Here is a 20,352-nt window from a genome sequence, read left to right on the forward strand (position 1 = left end):
GGGCGTGAAGCCGTCAGCCGTCCCTGGCGTCGATGACGGGATTCCAGCTGATGTCCGGCCGGTTCCCGTTGGGGAGGGAGCCCTCGACCTGCCAGACCGGTATCAGGTACCCGGAATCCTCGTCGAAGTAGTGAGAGGCGGTGACCGACGTCACGGAGGCCATCTCGGGAGTGGCACCGGCCCCGACATCCTGGGCGATCGTGATCGCCGCGCGGGGGGAGATCGTCCCGACGGATCGAACGAGTTCGACGGGTATCCGCGCGTCGTCGAGCCCGACCAGTTCTCCCTTCTCGCCGAGGGTGACGGAGACCTTGCCCCACAGGCGCGTGTCTCCGCCGTGCTCCCGGCTCGCGTAGTCGAGGTGCAGGTAGCCGTCCTCCCAGTCATCGCCGACACCGAGGTAGGTGAGCGTGCCGACATCGATGCCGTGATCCGCGAGGTGGGCACGCGCCAGCGGCAACCCCGCCTTCTCGTCGGGAACCCCGGCGGGATCGGGATTGGCACCGGCGCCGGAGTCGAGGAAGAGGCTCCAGGTGCCGTGGGAATGAACCACGAGCCGCATGGCGGCCTCACCGGAACACATCCACGCCTCCCCCTTCTTGACGCAGTCCCCCTTGACGCCGACCTGGCGTCGCAGCCTCGCCAGAGTCGCCTCCTGGGTCTCGGCGGGCGCGAAGCGGTAGAGGTTCGCCTTCGCCCCCTGCGCCGGGATCGAGCCGGGAAGGCGCACCCCGGAGGGGCGCAGGTGCCCGTAATAGACGACTCCGGTCCGGTCTCCGGCGTTGAGCGCGACGACGGTCACGAAGGGGGCCACCACGCCGAGGATCGTCACCGCGGCCGCCGTCACGCGCCATGTCGTCACGCGGGCCCGTTCCTCGGAGGCTCGCGCCCGGTCCACGACGGCGCGGACGACCACGACGATAGCGGTGCCCAACGCCACTCCCGCGGTGTTGGCCAGCACGTCGTCGATGTCCGCGTTGCGGCCCGTGGCCAGCTGGAGTGCCTCGGTCGCGACCGAGAGGGCCAGCCCGCCGAGGAACGCGAACCGGACGCGCTCCCACCTCCCCGGGAACACCAGGGGGAACAACGTCCCGATCGGCACCGTGATCAGGACGTTCAATGCGACCTGCACGAAACTCTCCGCGTTGGCGAGTCCGTATTCCGTCGCGAGGTAGAAGGAGTGCAATGGTCGTAGATTGAGCAGGTCTCCCAGCCCATTGCCGAATTCCATGAATTGGGTGACATAGACATAGGTCACCACCGATCCGGTCAGGAGGAACTCGGCGACGATCCGTGCCCCCCGAAGCCGCCCCCGGCGTCGCGTGACGAGGAGGATTCCCAGGTAGACGAGCACGGAAGCCAGCACGACAATCGGAAGGATCCTCGCGACCTCCAACGCGTAGTCCACTGGATATGTCCCATCTCACGGAATTGCGCTCACGATTCGGCCTCAGCGCGGAACGTACGGCCTCACGGCAGAAGATACGTCAGCAATACGCAGATACCTGCGGTTCGCCGTTTCCGGGGTCTCGGACACCCGGAGGGTTCAGATCGTGACACCGTGACGCGGCCCGTCAGCCCCCCTCGCTCCCGGGAGGGACGGAGAAGGTGACCGCCCCGGGGTGACGCGGGTTACGGGCCGTGATTCCTAGCGTTCTGCCTGGTTCCTCAGACCGGACAGGAGGCTCGCATGTTCCGCCGCACGCTCGCCGTGGCCACCGCCGCGTCGCTCGCCTACGTGACGGTCCCGCCGCCCGCGGGCGACCGGGTGGTGCGGGTCTACGGGGACCTCGGCACGGCCGAGCACGTCGCGGTCGTCGTCCCCGGCTCCGACACCACGGCCGCCACCTTCGACGGTGGCAGGGCCAAGCCGTACAGCACACCGGGGGGCGGGGCGCGGGCGCTGCTGGCCGAGGCGCGGGTGCTGGACCCCGGGGCGAGGCTGGCGGTGGTCGCCTGGCTCGGCTACGACAGCCCGGCGACGCTCAGCCTCGGCGTGCTGACCGGCGAGGCCGCCGAAAGAGGGGCCGCCGACCTGCGGCGATACATCACCGGGACGCTCGGGGGAAAACGGGTCAGCCTGCTGTGCCACAGCTACGGCTCGGTGGTGTGCGCCGGGGCCGTGCCCGGTTCCGGGGTCGCGGACACGGCCGTCTTCGGCAGCCCGGGGCTGGGCGTCTCGTCGGCCGCCGAACTGGGCGGCACCCGGCTGTGGGTGGGCAGCGGCGCCCGCGACTGGATGCGCGGGGTGCCCAAGCTCAGGATCGGCCCGCTCGGATTCGGGCCCGATCCCGCCGGCCCGGCCTTCGGCGCCCGCCTGTTCGGTACCGGTTCCGCCGGGCACAGCGAGTATTTCGAACCGGGCGGCGAGTCCCTGCGCAACCTGACCCTGATCGCGCTCGGCCGTGGCGGCGAGGTGTCCCGTGGCTAGCCTCGCGGCCGGGATCGAGGCGGCGACGCCCGGGAGCAGGGACCGTGGGGTGGACGCGCTGCGGGCGCTGGCGATCGCGGGCGTGGTGCTGGGGCACTGGCTGGTGACGGCGTGGGACCGGGGCGCGGCGGGGGCCGTCCACATGTCCAGCCCGCTCAGCCACCTGCCGGAGTTCACACCGCTGTCATGGGTGTTCCAGACGCTGGCGGTGTTCTTCCTCGTCGGCGGCTACGCGGCGGCGCGCGGCCTCCGCTCGGCGGCGGCCCGCGACCAGGAGGCCCATGACCCGGGGACCTGGGTGCGGGCCAGGATGGGGAGGCTGCTGGGGCCGGCGGTGCCACTGGCCCTGATCTGGGCAGGGATCGCGGTGGGGATGGCGCTGCGCGGGACCTCGGCGGGAACGATCAGGGCGATGGTGGTCCCGGCGATCGGGCCGCTGTGGTTCCTCGCCGTCTTCGCCGCGCTGACCGCGGCCACTCCCCTCCTCCTGCGCGCGCACCCGGTCGTCACGGCCGCCGTGGCGTTCGCGGTCGTGCTCGGGGTGGATCTGGCCAGGTACGGGCTCGACGCCCCCGCCTGGACGGGGTGGGCGAACCTGGCCGCCGGCTGGCTGGTGCCATACGCGCTGGGGATCGCCTGGGCGGGCGGGCTGCTCGCCTCGCGACGGGTGGCGGTGGCGCTGCTGGCCGGCGGGGCGGCCGGGGCGGCGCTGCTGGCCGGCGGGTTCGGGTATCCGGCGAGCATGGTGGGCGTGACCGGCGCCGCGGTCTCCAACCTCAGCCCGCCCAGCCTGGCCGGGGTCTGCTTCGGGATCGCCCAGGTGGGGCTGGCGCTGCTCGTACGCGCGCCGCTGGCCCGGCTGATGCGACGTCCCCGGTGGTGGGCGGCGGTCGCGCTGGCCAACCTGTCGGCGATGACGATCTTCCTGTGGCACCAGAGCGCGGTGATCGTGATCGCCGTCGCCGCCCTGCGCTTCGGCGACGTGCCCGGCCTGCTCGCCGCGCCCGACGAGCCGGTCTGGTTGCTGCACCGGCTGGCCTGGCTGCCGGTGTTCGCGGCCGTTCTCGCGCTCGCCTGGCTTCCGGGATCGGTGCGCGGACGATTTAATGACAGGGTGTCGTCATCGGCTTGACGAGGTGGCACGGTTTTTGTGACACTGCGTCATAAAAGGTTCCCTCGTCGCGGAGTGATCATGAGCGATTCGCCCTTCTCGGAAGTCCTCAGGAACGCCACCTGGGGTGATCACGAGTCCGCCGAGGACGAGAGCTACCTCAAGGCACTGATGGCGGGCAGCCTCAGCCCCGAGGCCTACGGCGAGATGGTCGCCCAGCACTACTTCGCCTACGTGGCCCTGGAGAGCGCCTCCCGCTCGCTGGCCGCGGATCCCGTCGCGGCGCCGTTCGTCCTCCCCGAGCTCTACCGGGAGGAGGCGCTGGTCCGCGACCTGGAGACGATCTACGGGTCCGGTTGGCGAAGCAGGATCGAGCCCTCCAAGCCGACCCTGACCCTGGTCGCCCGCATCAACCAGGTGGCCACCTGGCCGGGCGGCTACATCGCCCACCACTACACCCGCTACATGGGCGACCTGTCCGGCGGCCAGTTCATCCGGATGGAGCTGCAGAAGATCTACGGCTACCAGCCGGGCGGCGGCGTCGACTTCTACCTCTTCGAGGGGATCGGCAGCCTGCCCCGCTTCAAGAACGAGTATCGGGCCCGGCTGGACGCCCTTCCCCTGAACGAGGCGGAGAAGGGGCGGCTGATCCGCGAGACCAGGCTCGCGTACCTGCTCAACACCGAGGTCCTGGGCGAGCTCGGCCGGGTGGCCCGGTCCGAGCTCGTCGCCTGATCCCGGACGTCCTCCCAGCGTGGAGACGCCCGGTACGGAATTCCGTACCGGGCGTCTCCACGTCCGGCGGCCTCGAAGGCGCATGACCCGAGGGGCGAGGGGCCCCGAAGGCCGGGATCTCGAAGGGCTCCGCGGGGCCGCCGAATCCCGGAACGGCGCGGAGACCCGGAAGGCGAGGGACCTCCGGAAGGCTTGAGGGAGCCCTCAGAAGGCGTAGGGCCCGAAGCGGCCCCAGGCCACGAAGGCGGCCAGCACGAGGAACACCACGTTGATCGCGATCCCCGGATACTCCTTGCGCCGGAGGTGCACGGCGATGGCACCGATCATCGTGATCACCAGGCCGACGGCGGCGAGCGGGGCCAGGACGGGCAGAATGCCGGTGGCGGCGGGCAGGATGAGGCCGATTCCTGCCAGCAGCTCAAGGATCCCGATGGTCCTGACCTGCCCGTCCGAGAAGCTCTCCACCCACGGCATCTGGCCGGACAGATCCTGGCGGGACCTGGTGGACTTGACGAAACCCGCGAGGAGGAAGACCGCGGCGAGCAGGATCTGCGCGATCCAGAGGGCGACGTTCATGACGACTCCGAGAAAATAAGTGAAGGCGGCCCTTCGCTTCGGGCCACCGTAGCATAACCGCAGGTTGGCCTTCACTTTGTAGAATCGATTCATGGACGCGTGCAAACGGCGGGGATTGCGCAAGGACGCCGAGATCAACAGGGAACGGATCGTGGCGGCGGCGCGCGTCGCTTTCCGTGAGGGCGGGCTCGACGTGCCCCTGGAGGAGATCGCCCGCCGGGCCGAGGTGAACATCGCCACCCTCTACCGGCGCTTCCCCGACCGCGAGGCACTCATCGAGGCGATCCTGGCCGACCGCATGGCCGAGTTCGTCGAGGCCGCCGAGGCGGCGGAACGCGCCGACGACCCGTGGGAGGCGTTCGCCGGACTGGTCGAGCACATCTGCGGGATGCAGGCCGCCGACCGGGGGGTGACCGAGGGCCTCACCTCCTGCTTCCCCGGGGAGGCGCTGGAGGCGCCGAGGGCGCGGGCGCTGGCGGCGGTCGACCGGGTGATCGGGCGGGCCCGTCGCGCCGGGACGCTGCGCGCCGACTTCACCGGCCAGGACCTGATGCTGATCATGATGGCCAACGCCGGGGTGCTCGGCTCCACGCGCTGCGCCGCCCCGGAGGCGTGGCGGCGGCTGATCGGCCTGATCCTCGACGCGTGCCGCACCGGCCGCGCCGATCGGATCGCTCCCCCGCTCCCCCCGGCCCCCAGCGCCGAGGACATGCGCAACGCGATGCTCACGGCCCGGCCTCATCGCTGACCTCGCCGCGAGGGACCGCACGGCGGCGTCTGACCGAGGTGCCGGTACTGTGCGACCATGGGGCCATGCCCCGGATTTCGGCCGCGACCATCGGCGAGCACCGCGCCCAGACCCAGGATCGCATCCTGCGGGCCGTCTCCCGTCTCTCGCGGAACCAGGGCATCGACGCCATCTCCATGACCGACGTGGCGAGCGAGGCCGAGATCACCCGCACCGTCCTGTACAACTACTTCCCGGACAAGGCGGCGCTGCTGCTCGCCTTCACCGAGCGGGTGACGCACTACTTCATCGACAGCTACGAGCGGGAGCTGCCCGACCGCGCCTCGCCCGCCGAGCGGCTGCGGGTCTTCGTCAGGCTCCAGCTCGACGGGCTGCTCGCCCACCCCCACCCCGGCCCCGCCGACCTGTCGGCGGCACTGGGCCCCGACGCCTACCAGCGCCTGGCCGACCACGTCGAGCCGATGCAGCGCATCCTGACGGGCATCATCGACAGCGGCGTGTCGTCGGGCGACTTCCAGGTCCCCGACGTGGCCGCCGCCGCCCGGATCATCCTCGCCGTCATCGGCGCCGAGCGGGTACCGCTGCTCAGCGGCGAGGTGACGCCCGAGGAGGCCGAGAGGATCGTCTCGGGTTTCGTGCTCCGCGGCCTCGGTTCCCGAAGCGTCCCGGATTCCCCTGGCTCCCCTGACGGAGTCTGAGCCCCGCGGGAACGGCCGTCACCCGGCGCGCGGCACGGACCCCGCGCGGCGAGGTCCCGGCAGCGGCCGAGGAAACGCTCGTACGGAACCCGGCTCGGAGGGCATGGCTGTCCCACCTCGTTCAAGTCACGCCCCCGCTCCGCCGCCGAGACCGCCGGGGTGTGTGCCGGGCGAAGATCGCGCGGACCTGGGCGCCGTACGTGTCGAGGCCCTCGGCCCCGCCGCCGGGCAGGCCCTCCAGCCCGGGAAGCAGGTCGCCGAACGCGTTCACCTCGGCCACCGCGAACTCCCGCCAGTCGACCCCGATCATCAGGTCGACCCCGACGGCGAGGCTCCCGGGGAAGCAGGCCGCCGCCCGCGCGCAGATCTCCAGGGCCCGCTCCCACCCCCGGGGGCCGAGAGCGGCCGTGACGGCGCCCAGATCACCCCGTACGCCACCGAGGTGGAGGTTGGTCATGGGGCCGCGGCCCGCGCGGACGACCGCGTGGGTGGGCGTGCCGTCCACGACGACCACCCTCAGGTCGATCGCGCGCCCGCCGAGGCTCGCCTTGGGAAACCAGCGCTCGACGTGGAGGCCGTCCGGGGCCAGCAGTCCGACGATCGCCGCGAGGTCGGGCTCGTCCTCGTAGCACCTGACCCTCAGGGAGTTGTGCAGCTCGCCGGAGGCCAGCTCCGCCGAGGTCACCGCCCTGACCCGGCGGCCCGACGCGTGCAGGGCGATGACGCCGGAGGCCGACGAGCCGTGGGCCGGTTTGACGAACACCCGGCCCCAGCGGGCCTCGCCCATCCGCTCGCGGAGCTCGGCGTAGCCGCCGACCGGCCCGGCGAGGGCCGGCGGCACCGGCACCCCGGCCGCCGACAGCCTGGCGTGGCACAGCCGCTTGTCGAACATCACCGAGACGTCCTCGACGTCGGCGAGCAGCACCGCCCCCGGCGTCGCGGCCACGGCCCGGCGGACCCGGGCGGCCCCGGCGACGAACCCGGCGTACCAGCGGGCGCCGCCGCCGACCCGGGACGGCTCGCCGGGGCCGCGCAGCAGCGCGTCCGCCTCGGCGTCCTCCCCCGGCGAGTCGATCCGCACGAGCGTCTCCGGCGCGAGCCGGATCTCCTCGCCGCGCAGCACGGACGTCCACGGCACGACGGCGGGGCCGTCCAGCCCCTGCCGGGCGCAGGCGTCGGCGAACATGGTCACCCGCCGGTCGCCCGGCGTGCCGACGACGGCGAGGGCGGTCACCCGGCGACCGCGACACGCCGTGTGGCCGAAGACCGGTCGCGACCGTGCCCGCCCACCTGGGGCCCGCTCACTCGGAACCCGCCCACCCGGGACCCGTCCACCCGGAACCCGCTCACTCGGCGACCGCGACGTAGCGCCACTCGCCGTCGGGCTCCCTCTGGTCTGACACGTCGAGCTGGACGCCGGAGCCGGAGAACGCCGAGGTGAGGCGCTCGACCATGGCGTCGGTCAGGTAGTGGTGGTGCAGGTCCAGGCGTTCGAGGTGGGTGAGGGGCCGCCCCGACAGCAGGGCCTCGGCGCCCTCGTCGCCGAGCACGCCCATCGACTGGGCGAGCGACTCCAGCCGGGCCACGACGGGGGCGGAGGCGACGAGAGCGGCGACCTCGTCCTGGATCTCGCTGTTCTGCAGCCCCAGGTGCCTGAGCGCGGGCAGCCGCTCGCCGGACAGGATGTTCTCCAGGTCGGCCGCGGTGGTCTCGCCGCCGTACTCGCTCGTGCCGAGCCAGGCCTCCAGGTATTCGAGCGCGGGGAACTCGCTCATGCCGACCGCCCTGACCACGGAGGCGGGCAGCCCGCCCGCCTCGAAGCGCAGCACCCTGAGGTGCTCGTGCCCGACCGGCCGCAACTCCAGGCCCGTCCCGCCCCGGACCTCCAGCCGCTCCAGCGACGGGAAGGACTCCAGCAACGGCGTGACGTCGCTCTGCTGGATCCAGGAGATCTCGCACTCCTCCTGCGGCATCGCGGCGAAGAAGAGCGAGCGCAGCGCGGGGAAGCGCGCCGCGTTCTCCGTCAGCAGCCGGATGGGCCCCGACGCGTCCTTCTCGTAGGCCTCGGCCCAGCCTCCGACGATGAGCGCCCTGACCTCGGTGGTGTCGACGGTCTCGGTGAAGCGCGCGAAGTGCTCCTCGAAGGTCTCCTTGGCGTTGTAGACGTGGACCGAGACCCGCCACGCGGCCTCGCCGGCCGGGGGCATGGGGGCGCCCGGGGGACGCAGGCTCACGATGGGCAGGCCCGCGTAGTCTCCGCGGTAGAGGCCGTCGACGTCGTCGTTGAACTCGCTGTACTCCATCAGAGGCTCCCCGTCAGGCTCGGCTGTGACCAGACCGTCCTACCAGAGGCGCGCCCCTCTCGGAGTCGCGAACGCGGCCGGACGGGTGCGAGGGCGGTCATCGAGGTGACCGCCCCCTTCCGGAGCCTCCGGCGCCGGTCAGAGGGGTGCGTAAGGTCGGCGATGATGAGCAGCATGGACAATGGTCACATCCGTTTCAACTCCGCGACGGGTCGCTGGGTTCTCCTGACCACCGTGCTCGGCTCCGGCATGGCCATGCTGGACGGCACGGTCGTCAACGTGGCCCTGCCCGCGCTCGGCGCCGATCTCGGCGCCGACATGGCGGGGCTGCAGTGGACGGTCAACGCCTACACCCTCACGCTGGCGGGCCTGATCCTGCTGGGCGGATCGCTCGGCGACCGGTACGGCAGGCGCAGGGTCTTCCTGGTCGGCGTCGTCTGGTTCGCCCTCGCGTCGGCCCTGTGCGGCCTGGCGCCCAACGTGGAGACGCTGATCTCGGCCCGTGCCCTGCAGGGCGTCGGCGGGGCGCTGCTCACCCCGGGATCCCTCGCCATCATCCAGGCGTCCTTCGACCGCGATGACCGGCCCCGGGCTATCGGGGCGTGGTCGGGCCTGGGCGGGGTTGCCGCGGCCGTCGGCCCGCTGCTCGGCGGGTGGCTGGTCGAGACGGCCGGATGGCGCTGGGTGTTCCTGATCAACCTGCCGCTGGCGGCCCTCGTCGTGGCGGTCGCCGTACGGCACGTCCCGGAGAGCAGGAACTCCGAGGCCACCGGCCGGTTCGACGTCCTGGGCGCGGCGCTGGCGGCACTGGCGCTGGCCGGGATCACCTACGGCCTGATCGACCTGGCGATCGTCCCGATCACGGTGGGCGTGCTGCTGGGCGCGGCCTTCGTCTGGCTGGAGATCAGGCGCTCGCCCGAGGCGCTCGTACCGGTCGAGGTCTTCGCGTCGAGGGTGTTCACCGCGGTCAACGTCGTCACCTTCATCATGTACGCCGCGATGGGCGTGGTGTTCTTCCTCCTGGTCGTCCAGCTGCAGGTGTCGGCGGGCTTCTCCCCGCTGCTGGCCGGGACCTCGATGATCCCGGTGACGATCCTGATGCTGCTGCTGTCGTCGCGCGCGGGCGAGCTGGCCAAGCGGTTCGGGCCCCGGCTGCCGATGACGGCCGGCATCCTGCTCTGCGCCGGGGCCCTGCTGCTGATGTCGCGGATCGGCCCCGGCTCGTCGTACGTGGTGGACGTGCTGCTCCCGACGGCCCTGTTCGGGCTGGGCCTGTCGGCGGCGGTCGCGCCGCTCACCGCGACGGTGCTGGCCACCGCCGCCGAGCGCCACGCGGGGGTGGCGAGCGGCGTCAACAACGCCGTCGCCAGGACCGGCGGGCTGCTCGCGGTGGCCGCGATCCCCCCGCTGGCCGGGCTGACCGGCGACGCCTACGACTCCCCCGAGATCTTCACCACCGGGTTCCACACGACGATGCTGGTCAGCGCGTCGATGCTGGGCGTCGCGGCGCTGCTCACCTTCCTCACCATCCGGGAGAACGTGCTGATCCAGGCGGAGCCGAAGCTGGGCTGCCCGGTGACGGCCCCCCAGCCGGGCAAGTGAACCTCAGAAGGTGAACGCCTGGCTGCGGACGCTGTTGTCGAAGTTGGACACCAGCAGGTCGGGCTCGCCGACCGAGCGGATCTCCGGCAGCCGGGTGAACAGCTCGCGGAACATCGCTTTGATCTCCTGCCTGGCGAGGTTGGCGCCCAGGCAGAAGTGCGGTCCGGGACCGCCGAAGCCCACGTGGGGCTTGGTGTCGCGGGTGATGTCGAACCGGTCGGCGTCTGGGAAGACCGTCTCGTCGCGGTTGGCCGAGCCGTAGAAGAGCACGACCTTGTCGCCCGCCTTCAGGTGCAGGCCGCGCAGGTCGTAGTCCTCGGTGACGGTACGGCGGAACTGCATGATCGGTGAGACGTGGCGGACCATCTCCTCGATCGCGCCGCCGATGTGCGCGTCGAAGTCGCCGGCCAGCAGCCGCCGCTGCTCGGGGTTGTCGGTCAGCAGCTTGATGCCGTGCGCCATGGTGTTGCGGGCCGTCTCGTTGCCCGCCACGAGCAGCAGCGTGAAGAACGATCCCAGCTCGCGGTCGGTCAGCCTCTCGCCGTCGACGTTGGCGGTGACGAGCGCCGAGACGAGGTCGTTGCGCGGCGCCTGCGAGCGCTCCTTGCCGAGGTTGATCACCAGGCGCTGCAGGGCGAGCAGCGCGAGCGTGTTCTGGGCGGCCATCCTGACGGTGTGGGCCAGGCTGGGCCGCACGCCGGAGTAGGCGGTGGAGACGTCGACGTGCTGGTGGACCCTGGCCCGCACGTCGTCGGGGACGCCCATCATGTCGCAGATGACGTGGATGGGAAGCTTGGCGGCCACCTGGCCGACGAAGTCGCCGGGCCCCGAGGCCGTCACGTCGTCGACGATCCGCGCGCACGCGGCGTCGATGTCGCCCTGCAGATTGCCCAGCATCTTCGGGCTGAACGCGCGGGAGACGATGCGGCGGAGCCGGGCGTGCCGGGGGTCGTCCATGTTGACCATGGACTCGCCGAACACGTGCTTGACCCAGCCGGGCGGCTCGGGGCTGGTCACCCCGGGCTCGCTGGAGAACACCTTGGCGTTGCGGCTGGCCTCCACCACGTCGGCGTGCCGGACCAGCGCGTAGAAACCCTTGCCCGAGCGGAGCAGCGGGACCCGCTTCTCCTCGAAGAACACCGGCTTGTCGAGATCCCGAAGCCGCGCGAACGCCTCGTGCCGCTCCTTGAGCGGCCGCCGCCAGAATCCCAGGTCGGCCAGGTCGATTTCCATGCCGCCAATCCTGGCATGTTCTTTACGCGTACCGGCCACTTGAATTTCATGTCCCGGTGGGCCGTGTGTCCGAATCACCGGAAACCATCACAGGTATGAGAGCCGCGCTCCTCACCTCCGCAGTCCTCGCCTCCCTGCTGGTCCCCGCCTCAGCTTTCCCGGCCCACGCGTCGGCCGGCGCCTGCTCCGGCGTACCCTCCGACTTCGACGGCGACGGGCGGGCCGATCTCGCGGTCGCCGCGCCCTACACCCGCTCCGGCGACCACGCCCGCGCGGGGGCGGTCACCGTGCTGTACGGCATGCGTACCGCCGGGGAACTGACCCAGGACGGGGCCGGGGTGCCCGGCGAGAGCGAGACCGGGGACTCGTTCGGCTCGGCGCTGGCGACCGGTGACTTCGACGGCGACCGCTGCGCCGACCTGGCCGTGGGCGTCTCGGAGGAGGACCGCTCCCGGCCGGGAGAGGACGGCGACGGCGCCGTGCAGCTGTTCCACGGCTCGCCCGGCGGCCTGCGGCCCGGCAAGATGATCGACGCCGGGGACCTGGGCCGCAAGCGGGAGCCGGGCCGGTTCGGCGCCGCGCTCGCGGCGGGGGACCTGGACGGCGACGGCGACGACGAGCTGGTGATCGGCGCCCCCGGGCTGGGCGGCGGCGCGGTCGGGGTGTACGGGCTCAAGGGGCGCAAGCCGTACATGATCACGCAGGAGACCGGCTGGGTGGGGCAGCGCGAGCGGGAGACCGACCAGTTCGGCGCGGTGCTCGCCACCGGGGACTTCGACGGGAACGGCCGGGCCGAGATCGCCGTGGGCGCCCCCGCGGACACCGTGCTGAAGAACGGCCAGGGCTCGGTCACCGTCCTCGACGTCCGGCGCCGCAGGGCGACCATGCTCACCCAGGACAGCCCCTGGATCAGCGGCCTCGCCGAGGTCTGGGACTTCTTCGGCACCGCCCTGGCCACCGGCGACTTCAACGCCGACGGCCGCGACGACCTGGCGATCGGCGTGCCGGGCGAGGGGCTCAGCAGCAACCAGCGGGCGATGGACTACGGCGACGGCACCGTGCACGTCGTCTACGGCTCCCGCTCTGGGCTGCGTACGGCGGTCTCCGAGGCCTGGTCGCAGCGCTCCGTGAAGGGGGAGCCGCGCTACTTCGACCGCTTCGGCGCCGCCCTCGCCGCCGGGGACCTCAACGGCGACGGTGACGACGAGCTGGCGATCGGCGTGCCGGGCGAGAACGCCGTCCAGGTGCTCGCGGGAACCCGCTCCGGCGGCCTCACCAGGAACCACAATCTGCTGGTCACCGGCGAGGGCGGCGACTTCGGCGGAGCCCTGGCCACGGTCACCGGCCGCGGCCTGGTCGTCGCCGCCCCGGGCAGCGGCAGGCTCACCCTGCTGCGCGGAACCGTGCGGAAGGGCTCCTACCCGGGCATCCGCCCGTCGACGGCGAAGACCCTGGCCAGCGCCCCCAAGGACACCCTGTTCGGCTACACCTTCGCGAGCCCGTCCTCCCCGCGGTAGGGGCCCGCGGTGGACCAGCGGTGGAGGTCTGTGGTGAACCTGCGGTAAAAGCCCGCCGTGGAGAGGCGCCGCCTCCCCGCGGTGGACGGCTCCCTTTTTAATTCGCGGCTCAAACCGGCCTGATCGATACGAGCTTCCACCACCGGCGGAAGAAGATTGTCAGCCGCTTTTTTCACGTCGCTACCTAAGATGATGGACATGTTCGACGCACAGCAGAGGACCGTCCGCGACCTACGCCGGGGCAACCGAGCCATCGTTTTGCGCGCCCTCTACTTCGAGGGACCCGCCAGCCGCCAGGAGCTCAGTGAGACCATCGGGCTCAGCCCCGCCACCGTGAGCAACGTGACGGGAGACCTGCTCGCGAGCGGGATCATCGTCGAGGCCGGTCTGGCGGACTCCGACGGGGGCAGGCCCCGCGTGCTGCTGCGGGTCAACACCACCCACGGCTACGCCGTCGGCGTCGACGTCGGCGAGACGCACGTGCGCGTCGAGCTCTTCGACCTGGACATGAACCGGCAGGCCAGGGCCGAGTACGCGCTGCGCCCGGCCGGGCACGACGTCGATCTGGTCGTCCGCCACATCCTCGCGGGCATCGACGTGGTCCTCGGCGAGAGCGGGGTGCCCAGGGAGCGGGTGCTCGGCGTGGGGGTGGGGGTTCCGGGGGTCGTCGAGATGGGGTCCGACGCCCTGATCCACGCCCCGACCTTCGGGTGGGACGCGGTGCCGCTCGGCAGGCTGCTGCGGGCGGGCACCGACCTGCCGCTCTTCGTGGACAACGGCGCCAAGTCGATGGGGCAGGCCGAGCTGTGGTTCGGCGTCGGGCGCATGGCCAGGCACGCCGTGGTGGTGCTGATCGGCTCGGGAGTCGGGGCGAGCATCATCACCGACGGAGCCACCTACCTGGGGGCGAACAGCAGCGCGGGCGAGTGGGGCCACACGAAGATCATGGTCGGCGGGCACAGGTGCCGCTGCGGCGGCCGGGGCTGCCTGGAGGCGTACGTGGGGGCCAGGGGCATCCTGGAACGTGCCGGGGTCTGGACGGAGACCGTCGACGAGCAGGCCGCGCTGGCCGAGCTGGTGGCCGCGGGCTCCCCGGTCATCGACGAGACCGTCACCTACCTGGGCGTCGGGCTGGCCAACCTGATCAACCTGTTCAATCCCGAGCGGATCATCATCGGCGGCTGGGCCGGCGTGCTGCTCGGCGAGCACCTGCTGACGAGGATCAGGAAGGTCGCCGCGGACAACTGCCTGGCGCAGCCGTACAAGACGGTCTCCATCGGCCTGGGGCGCCTCGGCGTCGACTCGGTCGCGCTGGGCGCCGCCACCCTCGTGATCGAGGATCTCCTGCAGGCGAGCCCGGCCCCCAAGCCGAACGGCGTCTCCGCGCGCCCCCGGAACCGGGCCGGGATCTGATCCCGGCTCCCGGAATCCGGGGCGGGAGCGAGGTCAGCGGATGCGCGTGCTGGCCTTGATCTTGCGGCCGATCTCCTTTCTGAGCTTGCGGATGTCGGCGTCCCCGTCGGACGTGGCGATCACGCCGAACGCGGCGGTCGCCGTGCCCCGGCGCGAACCGGCCCAGGCGCGGATCCGCACGGTCGTCGAGTCGCCCTTGTCGAGGGAGGTGATCCAGCACGACAGGTCACGGCCCTTCACCGTGCATTTGACGCTGCGCGGCTTGGAGACCACCTTGATCCTGCGGAAGCGGTTCGAGAAGTCCCCGATGAGCGCCACGTAGCGCTGGCCACTGGCTTTCCTGTTACGGACCTTGACCGAGTAGACGAGGGATTCGCCCCGGCGGACGTGCGCCGGGAAGGCGACCGTGTACCCGATGGCGGAGGGCGCGACCGCGGGTGCGGCGGATAAGGCGGATCCGGCGGCTGTGGCGGGGGTCGGGGAGAGGAGGGTGCCGCCCAGCGCCGCGGCGAGAGCCGCGGCGGTGAGCCTCGCGGTGAGGGGACTCATAAGCGGCATCATCCACCAAATTTTCTGGAATTCCTCTCACGTTTCAGGTCAGTGACGCCTGTCCTGACGGCACGGTGAACCGGGCGCCGGTCTTCGCGGGGGCGCCGCGCCTGCTGATGTAGTCGAGCGTGCGGAAGTCGGCCTGCAGCGCCTCCGGGGTGACCCGGCAGACGATGTAGCCGCGCCGCTGGTCGAGGTAGGAGATGTGCGGGTTCTCCGCGACCGTCTCGGCGATCCGGCCCTCGTCCCGGTAGCCGTCGCCGTCGCTGGCGATCGAGGAGGTGACGAGCTCCACCGCCACGCGGGGCGAGTCGGGGTCGTCGAAGTCGAGTCTGAGGTCCGCCGCGTGGTGCATGTGCGCGTCGCCGGTCAGCACGACCGGGTTGGCCGCGCCCGAGTCGCGGAAACCGGTCAGCAGCCGGGTGCGCTCGGCGGCGTAGCCGTCCCAGGAGTCCATGTTGACCTCGGTCCCCGGCCCGACCTTGGAGTCGCGCTGGGCCATCAGGATCTGCTGGCCGACCAGGTTCCAGCGGGCGCCCGAGCTCGCGAGGCCGTCCAGCAGCCAGCGCCGCTGGTCCTCGCCGAGAAGGGTGCGGCCGGTCGCGAGCCGGTCGTCGCAGCCGGATCTGAGCCCGTCCTCGCACGCCTGGTCGTCACGGAACTGCCGGGTGTCGAGCAGGTGGAAACGGGCCAGCGGCCCCCAGTCCACCCGGCGGTGGACCCGCATCGACGCCCCTCCGGGCACGCTCGTCCTGCGCAGCGGCATGTTCTCGTAGTAGGCCTGGAAGGCGTTGGCCCTGCGCCGGGCGAACGCCGGGGCGCCGGAGCTGGAGACGTCCCCCGCCCAGTTGTTCTCGATCTCGTGATCGTCGAAGGCCACCAGCCACGGCGCGACCGCGTGCGCCGCCTGCAGGTCGGTGTCGCTCTTGTACTGCGCGTGGCGCATCCGGTAGTCGGCCAGCGTGGCGCACTTGCCCCAGGTGTGCTGCCGGACGCTCCCGCCCAGCGCCGTGTATCCCTGGGGACCGTACTCGTACATGTAGTCGCCCAGGTGCACGACCAGCTCCGGGTCCTGCTCGGCCAGTCTCCGGTACGCCGTGTAGAAGCCGTGCTCGTAGTGGGCGCAGGCGGCGACGGCGAAGGTCAGCGGGGAGAGGGCGGACGGGGCCGTACGGGTGCGGCCGGTCGGCGACAGGTGGCCCTCGGTGCGGAAGCGGTAGAAATACTCCCGGCCGGGCTCCAGGCCGTCGACCTCGACGTGGACGCTGTGCGCCTGCTTCCAGCGCGCGGTCTCGGTGCCCTCGCGGACCACCTTGGAGAACCGCTCGTCGGTGGCGAGCTGCCACTCGACGTCCACGTCCCTGACCGGCATGCCACCCCGGCCGTTCAGGCCGAGCGGGTCGAGGGCGAGCCTGGTCCACAGCACGACCCCGTCCTTCGACGGGTCGCCGGAGGCGACGCCGAGGGTGAACGGGTCGCGGGCGAGGGTCCGGGAGGGGCCGAGCCCCGCCCCGGTCAGCAACAGGCCGCCCGCACCCGCGGCGGCGACGGAAAGGAACACTCTGCGTGACGGCTTCTGCTCCACGTCATCAGTGCAGCCGTTTCAGCTTTCCCTGCCGTGGCCTGCGAATCAAGGCGAGATGAACAGCCGTTGCACAGACAAGTGCCTTACCCACGGTGATTGAACAACGGCCGACCTTCGGGCGACATCGTGGCGAAGGGCCGGCCTCCCGCCGGTGGCCGCGCGGCACCGGCGGTGACGGCGGCCCGGGACGGTGAACGGGAGCCGCGGCGAACGCGGACGACGGTGAGCCGGAAACTCGGCGGTGGCCCGGACCGGCGAGGTGGGAAGTAAGGGCGAGGTCAGCGCAGGTAGGGCTTGAGGTGGGGGTTGAGGGCGCCGCAGCCCAGGTATTTCTCCACGGTGTGGAAGTCGAGCCAGTCGAGGTTGACCAGGGACTCCTGGTCGACCCCGGTGAAGCAGGCCCTCAGCCCCGGCGGAATCGCCGCGATGTCGTCCTTGTCGGCGATGTTGACCCACCGCTTGACCTTGCGTGGCCGCTCGCCCCAGCCGTTGACCGGGGCGGGCATCAGGCGCTCGAAGATCACGTTGCGCATGCCGAGCGGGCTGCCGAGGGTGATCAGCAGATCGACCTCCAGGTCGGGGTTGGCCCAGAGCGTCTCGTACGTCACCACGCTGCCCAGCGAGTGCGCGATCACCACCTTGGGGCGGTTGCGTCTGATCACCTCGGCCACGGCCGCCCGGGACTTCGCGCGCGCCTCGCCCCCGGCGGCCATGTAGGCGGCGACCTCGGGGCAGAAGAGCCTGGCGAAGTCGGCGGCGTTGACCTCCAGCCGGTCCAGCAGCCAGCCGGCCATCCGGTGCAGGGCGCCGGTCAGCCCCTCCCCCACCGCGTCGAGCTGCTTGGCCCAGGCGACGAAGACCTCCTGGGCGCCGACGTCCATGCTCTGCACCGCGCGTACGGAGTCGTCCTTGCTCTCGCCCAGCAGGTGGGCGTAATAGGCGATCTCGGTGACGTAGCGTTCCTTGGCGTGCGGCTTGCCGCCGGTCAGGCCCTTGTGCAGGTAGCGGTCCCATTTGTCGCGCATCGCGACGGCGGCGCCGGTGACCGAGTTACCCGCGTCGCGGTAGTAGCGGTATTTGCCGATGCCGTGCACGCCGACGATGGTGTCCATGCGCCCCCGCCTCCTGCTTTCGGATTCCCTGTTTTCGTGGATGTTTGACAACACGTGCCCCCGGGCAACTGTGGCGGAAGAAAGCCCCGCCCCACAAGGCCGAGGCGGCTCCGGCGGAGACTGCGGCGACCCCAAAATCATCAACAGGTATCAAACTGGGCATAAAACCATTTGATCCACGCTTATGGCTCCTCGATACCCTGGCAACACACCCCCTCTTGTGAAGGAAGTCACCGCCATGCCCGGTCCGCTCCAGATCAGCGGCTCGGTCTCGGTCCCCGAGGCCGAGCTCGGCTGGCGGTTCTCCCGTTCCTCCGGCCCCGGCGGCCAGGGGGTCAACACCACCGACAGCCGGGTCGAGCTCAGCTTCGACCTGGCCGCCACCGAGACGCTGGGTCCCGTCTTCAAGGCCCGCGCCCTCGAGCGCCTCGGTCCCCGCCTGGTGAACGGGGTGATCACCATCGCCGCCTCGGAGTTCCGCTCCCAGCTGCGCAACCGCGAGGCCGCCGAGATGCGCCTGGCCCAGATCCTGCGTGAGGCGATCGCCCCGCCGCCCAAGAAGCGCCGCCCGACCAAGCCGAGCAGGGGCGCGGTCGAGCGGCGGATCACCGCCAAGAAGCAACGCTCCGACCTCAAGCGCCTGCGCAGGGACCACGACTAGACCCTCCTTCCCGCTCGCCGCGAGGTGGCCGACCGTCCGTGCCGTACGGAAATCCCGGATCCCCGGGCCCGGATACGGTTCGTGTCGCCGGGACGATGACACAATGACCCCATGTCTGCTGTCGTGCCGAGCGTCCGCGCCGTCCTCCTCGACGACGACCGGCTGGTGGTGTTCCGGCGCACGGTCCCCGGCAAGGAGCTCTACTGGTCCATTCCCGGCGGTCACGTCGAGCCCGAGGACGCCTCCCTGGAGCACACCCTGCACCGCGAGGTCATGGAGGAGCTGGGTGCCGTCGTCTCCGGCGTCACCCCGCTGACCACCCTGGAGTGCCTGCGCGACGAGGGGGTCAAGACCCAGCACATCTACGGCTGCCGCCTGGTCTCCATGGATCCCGCGCTGCGCTGCGGCCCGGAGTTCGACGACCCCGCCTGCGGCGAGTACGAGGTGGTACGGCTCCCGCTCGACCCGGCCGAGATCTCCGCCATCAACCTCGTCCCCCCGGAGCTCGGCGTCTACCTCGCCGACACCGTCACCCGCCTGCCCGTCCTGATCGCCTGACCTCGCGCGCGGAGATCCGGGCCGGTCGCCTTCCGCCCGGCCCCGCGTGCGAAGGCCGGGGCGGCACCACGCCGGCGGCCGGTGCCCGGCGCCCGCGCGTGACGGCCAGGGAAGACGGGGTTCTCCGAGGTCAGCGCCGTTTGCGGACGTAGAGACCGATCCACGAGTACCCGAAGTCGTCGGTGGACCTCAGGGCGAAGTCGCGGTTGGCCATGAGGGCCAGATAGCGCTCGTCGTCCTCCACGAACGCCCTGTTCATGTGCTTCCTGCCGCCGGTGACCAGCCAGACGCGCTCGACACCGTCCAGGGCCGCCGTGAGCTGCGCGGCGGTCCTCGGCGTACGCCGGTCGGGAGCGTAGGTGAGGTCGCGCAGGTTCCGGTACGCGTCCTCGTACACGGCGCTGAACAGGCGCCTGTACTCGTCCACGTAGAGCACGGCGTCACCGGGGCGCTGCCTGGCCAGCAGCGTGGCCGCCATGTCGCGCAGGTTGTCGGGCCGCGTGTCCGGCTCGCGGATCGTCAGGTGCGTCGGGACGGTCAGCGCCGCGACGAGGACCAGCCCGATCCAGCCCAGCGCCCGGGGCCGCAGGGCGTTCAGGCCCGCGCCGGCGAGCAGCGTCATGGCGGGGACGGCGAAGAGCACGTACCTCGGGTTGTAGACCGGATGGACCAGGGAGATCGCCATGGACACGAACGGCAGCAGCGCCCAGGGCAGCGCGACCGCCGTCAGCCGCCCCCCGGAGAACGCCCCGACGACCATGAGGGCGACCAGGAGCAGTGCCACCCACACGTTGCCCGCGACCTGCTCCCCGAGCCAGGGGAGGTCACTGGGCTTCGGCGGCTTCAGCCACGACAGCTGGGTCTCGCGCTGGCCGGCCGCCAGGAGCGCGAGCGGGGCGATCCCGGCCCCGGCCACGGCCAGCGCCCCGGCGAACCGCACGACATCGGGCCGGGACGACGGTGACGACAACGACGATGACGACGCGCGGCCCCACAGCACCGTCACCACGTGCGCGACGACCAGCAGCAGGGCGTAGACGTGGAACCAGCCGAGCAGCACCAGGCAGGCGCCGTAGGCCAGGTACCACCGGCGGCTCGACCGCCTCGTCGCCTCGATCAGCACCCAGGTGGCCAGGACGGCCACCGCCGTCACGATCGCGTAGCTGCGCACCTCCTGGGCGTACCGGCTCACCATCGGCAGCACGACGTAGAGCGACGCGGCGAGAAGGCCCGCCCCCGGGGTGGCGAGCTTCCTGCCCAGGACCGCGATGCCGTACGCGGCGGCGGCCGTGGCGACGACCGAGGGCAGGCGCATGGCCAGCTCGCCGGTCGAGAGCGCGGCGACCGGCCGGAGCAGGAGATAGTACAGCGCGTGCACCCGGTCGATGCTGTCGAGCAGGTGCCACAGGTCGCCGATGGGCATCGCGGCGGCCAGGGTGCTGACCGACTCGTCGCGCCAGAACGAGGGCGTGGTGATGCCCCAGAGCCCGATCAGCATCGCCGCCACCGCGGGGATCATC

At 71.7% G+C, this 20,352-nt stretch carries 19 protein-coding genes; 10 read left to right on the forward strand and 9 right to left on the reverse strand.

Going from position 1 to position 20,352, the window contains the following annotated elements:
* Positions 1-13: 13 nt before the first annotated feature.
* Positions 14-1,408: a VanZ family protein gene (locus OG587_RS36430; RefSeq protein WP_329083342.1), complete on the reverse strand. Its 1,395-nt coding sequence runs from the start codon at positions 1,406-1,408 to the stop codon at positions 14-16.
* Positions 1,409-1,690: 282 nt separating this feature from the next.
* Between OG587_RS36430 and OG587_RS36435 the strand changes: the two genes are divergently transcribed.
* The 3 genes from OG587_RS36435 to OG587_RS36445 are packed head-to-tail and all read left to right on the forward strand — an operon-like array spanning position 1,691 to position 4,277.
* Positions 1,691-2,431, forward strand: a complete 741-nt coding sequence (locus OG587_RS36435; protein WP_329083343.1) for an alpha/beta hydrolase — start codon at positions 1,691-1,693, stop codon at positions 2,429-2,431.
* Complete coding sequence (locus OG587_RS36440) at positions 2,424-3,563, forward strand: acyltransferase family protein (RefSeq protein ID WP_329083344.1); 1,140 nt, start codon at positions 2,424-2,426, stop codon at positions 3,561-3,563. The genes OG587_RS36435 and OG587_RS36440 overlap by 8 nt, the downstream gene beginning before the upstream one ends.
* 60 nt (positions 3,564-3,623) lie before the next feature.
* Positions 3,624-4,277, forward strand: coding sequence for a biliverdin-producing heme oxygenase (locus OG587_RS36445; protein WP_329083345.1), 654 nt, complete (start codon positions 3,624-3,626; stop codon positions 4,275-4,277).
* A 204-nt stretch (positions 4,278-4,481) separates the two neighbouring features.
* Here OG587_RS36445 and OG587_RS36450 read toward each other — a convergent pair whose 3' ends face one another.
* On the reverse strand, positions 4,482-4,853 hold the full coding sequence (locus OG587_RS36450; protein WP_329083346.1) for a DoxX family protein: 372 nt from the start codon (positions 4,851-4,853) through the stop codon (positions 4,482-4,484).
* Between the two features lie 91 nt (positions 4,854-4,944).
* Here OG587_RS36450 and OG587_RS36455 point away from each other — a divergent pair, with 91 nt between their 5' ends.
* Together OG587_RS36455 and OG587_RS36460 are read left to right on the forward strand one after the other, a co-directional pair.
* A complete protein-coding gene (locus OG587_RS36455; RefSeq protein ID WP_329083347.1) occupies positions 4,945-5,601 on the forward strand; it encodes a TetR/AcrR family transcriptional regulator in 657 nt (218 codons plus the stop codon).
* A gap of 65 nt (positions 5,602-5,666) precedes the next feature.
* Positions 5,667-6,299, forward strand: a complete 633-nt coding sequence (locus tag OG587_RS36460; RefSeq protein ID WP_329083348.1) for a TetR/AcrR family transcriptional regulator — start codon at positions 5,667-5,669, stop codon at positions 6,297-6,299.
* 121 nt (positions 6,300-6,420) lie between these two features.
* Here the strand turns inward: OG587_RS36460 and OG587_RS36465 are convergent, their stop codons facing one another.
* A complete protein-coding gene (locus OG587_RS36465) occupies positions 6,421-7,533 on the reverse strand; it encodes an STM4014 family protein (RefSeq protein ID WP_329083349.1) in 1,113 nt (370 codons plus the stop codon).
* A gap of 112 nt (positions 7,534-7,645) precedes the next feature.
* Positions 7,646-8,602, reverse strand: a complete 957-nt coding sequence (locus OG587_RS36470; protein ID WP_329083350.1) for an STM4015 family protein — start codon at positions 8,600-8,602, stop codon at positions 7,646-7,648.
* A 174-nt stretch (positions 8,603-8,776) separates the two neighbouring features.
* Here OG587_RS36470 and OG587_RS36475 point away from each other — a divergent pair, with 174 nt between their 5' ends.
* On the forward strand, positions 8,777-10,204 hold the full coding sequence (locus tag OG587_RS36475) for an MFS transporter (RefSeq protein ID WP_329083351.1): 1,428 nt from the start codon (positions 8,777-8,779) through the stop codon (positions 10,202-10,204).
* A gap of 3 nt (positions 10,205-10,207) precedes the next feature.
* Here OG587_RS36475 and OG587_RS36480 read toward each other — a convergent pair whose 3' ends face one another.
* Entirely contained in the window at positions 10,208-11,437 is a 1,230-nt protein-coding gene (locus tag OG587_RS36480) for a cytochrome P450 (RefSeq protein ID WP_329083352.1), read from the reverse strand.
* Positions 11,438-11,532: 95 nt separating this feature from the next.
* Here OG587_RS36480 and OG587_RS36485 point away from each other — a divergent pair, with 95 nt between their 5' ends.
* Both OG587_RS36485 and OG587_RS36490 read left to right on the forward strand, forming a co-directional pair.
* Positions 11,533-12,954, forward strand: coding sequence for an FG-GAP repeat protein (locus OG587_RS36485; protein WP_329083353.1), 1,422 nt, complete (start codon positions 11,533-11,535; stop codon positions 12,952-12,954).
* Positions 12,955-13,152: 198 nt separating this feature from the next.
* Positions 13,153-14,367, forward strand: coding sequence for an ROK family transcriptional regulator (locus OG587_RS36490; RefSeq protein WP_329083354.1), 1,215 nt, complete (start codon positions 13,153-13,155; stop codon positions 14,365-14,367).
* Between the two features lie 33 nt (positions 14,368-14,400).
* Here the strand turns inward: OG587_RS36490 and OG587_RS36495 are convergent, their stop codons facing one another.
* The 3 genes from OG587_RS36495 to OG587_RS36505 all read right to left on the reverse strand — a co-directional run bounded on the left by OG587_RS36495 (position 14,401) and on the right by OG587_RS36505 (position 17,613).
* Entirely contained in the window at positions 14,401-14,916 is a 516-nt protein-coding gene (locus OG587_RS36495) for a hypothetical protein (RefSeq protein ID WP_329083355.1), read from the reverse strand.
* A gap of 43 nt (positions 14,917-14,959) precedes the next feature.
* Positions 14,960-16,501, reverse strand: a complete 1,542-nt coding sequence (locus tag OG587_RS36500) for an alkaline phosphatase D family protein (protein WP_329083356.1) — start codon at positions 16,499-16,501, stop codon at positions 14,960-14,962.
* A 278-nt stretch (positions 16,502-16,779) separates the two neighbouring features.
* Positions 16,780-17,613 carry a hypothetical protein gene (locus OG587_RS36505; protein ID WP_329083357.1) on the reverse strand — a complete coding sequence of 278 codons (834 nt, stop codon included), beginning with the start codon at positions 17,611-17,613 and terminating at the stop codon, positions 16,780-16,782.
* A 238-nt stretch (positions 17,614-17,851) separates the two neighbouring features.
* On the opposite strand from OG587_RS36505, the gene arfB reads away from it, so the two are divergent.
* Together arfB and OG587_RS36515 are read left to right on the forward strand one after the other, a co-directional pair.
* Positions 17,852-18,274: an alternative ribosome rescue aminoacyl-tRNA hydrolase ArfB gene (gene arfB, locus OG587_RS36510; protein ID WP_329083358.1), complete on the forward strand. Its 423-nt coding sequence runs from the start codon at positions 17,852-17,854 to the stop codon at positions 18,272-18,274.
* Positions 18,275-18,385: 111 nt separating this feature from the next.
* Positions 18,386-18,832, forward strand: coding sequence for an NUDIX hydrolase (locus OG587_RS36515; RefSeq protein WP_329083359.1), 447 nt, complete (start codon positions 18,386-18,388; stop codon positions 18,830-18,832).
* 130 nt (positions 18,833-18,962) lie between these two features.
* Here OG587_RS36515 and OG587_RS36520 read toward each other — a convergent pair whose 3' ends face one another.
* A complete protein-coding gene (locus OG587_RS36520; protein WP_329083360.1) occupies positions 18,963-20,351 on the reverse strand; it encodes a glycosyltransferase family 39 protein in 1,389 nt (462 codons plus the stop codon).
* Between the last annotated feature and the right edge of the window lies 1 nt (position 20,352).

This window comes from Streptosporangium sp. NBC_01469 (assembly GCF_036227305.1).
In the GTDB taxonomy this organism is placed as follows: domain Bacteria; phylum Actinomycetota; class Actinomycetes; order Streptosporangiales; family Streptosporangiaceae; genus Streptosporangium.

Bases quoted from the DNA above. Each gene is read 5' to 3' on its own strand.
- OG587_RS36435 (WP_329083343.1), top strand. From the start codon at position 1,691: ATGTTCCGCCGCACGCTCGCCGTGGCCACCGCCGCGTCGCTCGCCTAC.
- OG587_RS36445 (WP_329083345.1), top strand. From the start codon at position 3,624: ATGAGCGATTCGCCCTTCTCGGAAGTCCTCAGGAACGCCACCTGGGGT.
- OG587_RS36450 (WP_329083346.1), bottom strand. From the start codon at position 4,853: ATGAACGTCGCCCTCTGGATCGCGCAGATCCTGCTCGCCGCGGTCTTC.
- OG587_RS36455 (WP_329083347.1), top strand. From the start codon at position 4,945: ATGGACGCGTGCAAACGGCGGGGATTGCGCAAGGACGCCGAGATCAAC.
- OG587_RS36460 (WP_329083348.1), top strand. From the start codon at position 5,667: ATGCCCCGGATTTCGGCCGCGACCATCGGCGAGCACCGCGCCCAGACC.
- OG587_RS36470 (WP_329083350.1), bottom strand. From the start codon at position 8,602: ATGGAGTACAGCGAGTTCAACGACGACGTCGACGGCCTCTACCGCGGA.
- OG587_RS36475 (WP_329083351.1), top strand. From the start codon at position 8,777: ATGGACAATGGTCACATCCGTTTCAACTCCGCGACGGGTCGCTGGGTT.
- OG587_RS36480 (WP_329083352.1), bottom strand. From the start codon at position 11,437: ATGGAAATCGACCTGGCCGACCTGGGATTCTGGCGGCGGCCGCTCAAG.
- OG587_RS36485 (WP_329083353.1), top strand. From the start codon at position 11,533: ATGAGAGCCGCGCTCCTCACCTCCGCAGTCCTCGCCTCCCTGCTGGTC.
- OG587_RS36490 (WP_329083354.1), top strand. From the start codon at position 13,153: ATGTTCGACGCACAGCAGAGGACCGTCCGCGACCTACGCCGGGGCAAC.
- OG587_RS36495 (WP_329083355.1), bottom strand. From the start codon at position 14,916: ATGAGTCCCCTCACCGCGAGGCTCACCGCCGCGGCTCTCGCCGCGGCG.
- OG587_RS36505 (WP_329083357.1), bottom strand. From the start codon at position 17,613: ATGGACACCATCGTCGGCGTGCACGGCATCGGCAAATACCGCTACTAC.
- arfB (WP_329083358.1), top strand. From the start codon at position 17,852: ATGCCCGGTCCGCTCCAGATCAGCGGCTCGGTCTCGGTCCCCGAGGCC.
- OG587_RS36515 (WP_329083359.1), top strand. From the start codon at position 18,386: ATGTCTGCTGTCGTGCCGAGCGTCCGCGCCGTCCTCCTCGACGACGAC.
- OG587_RS36520 (WP_329083360.1), bottom strand. From the start codon at position 20,351: ATGATCCCCGCGGTGGCGGCGATGCTGATCGGGCTCTGGGGCATCACC.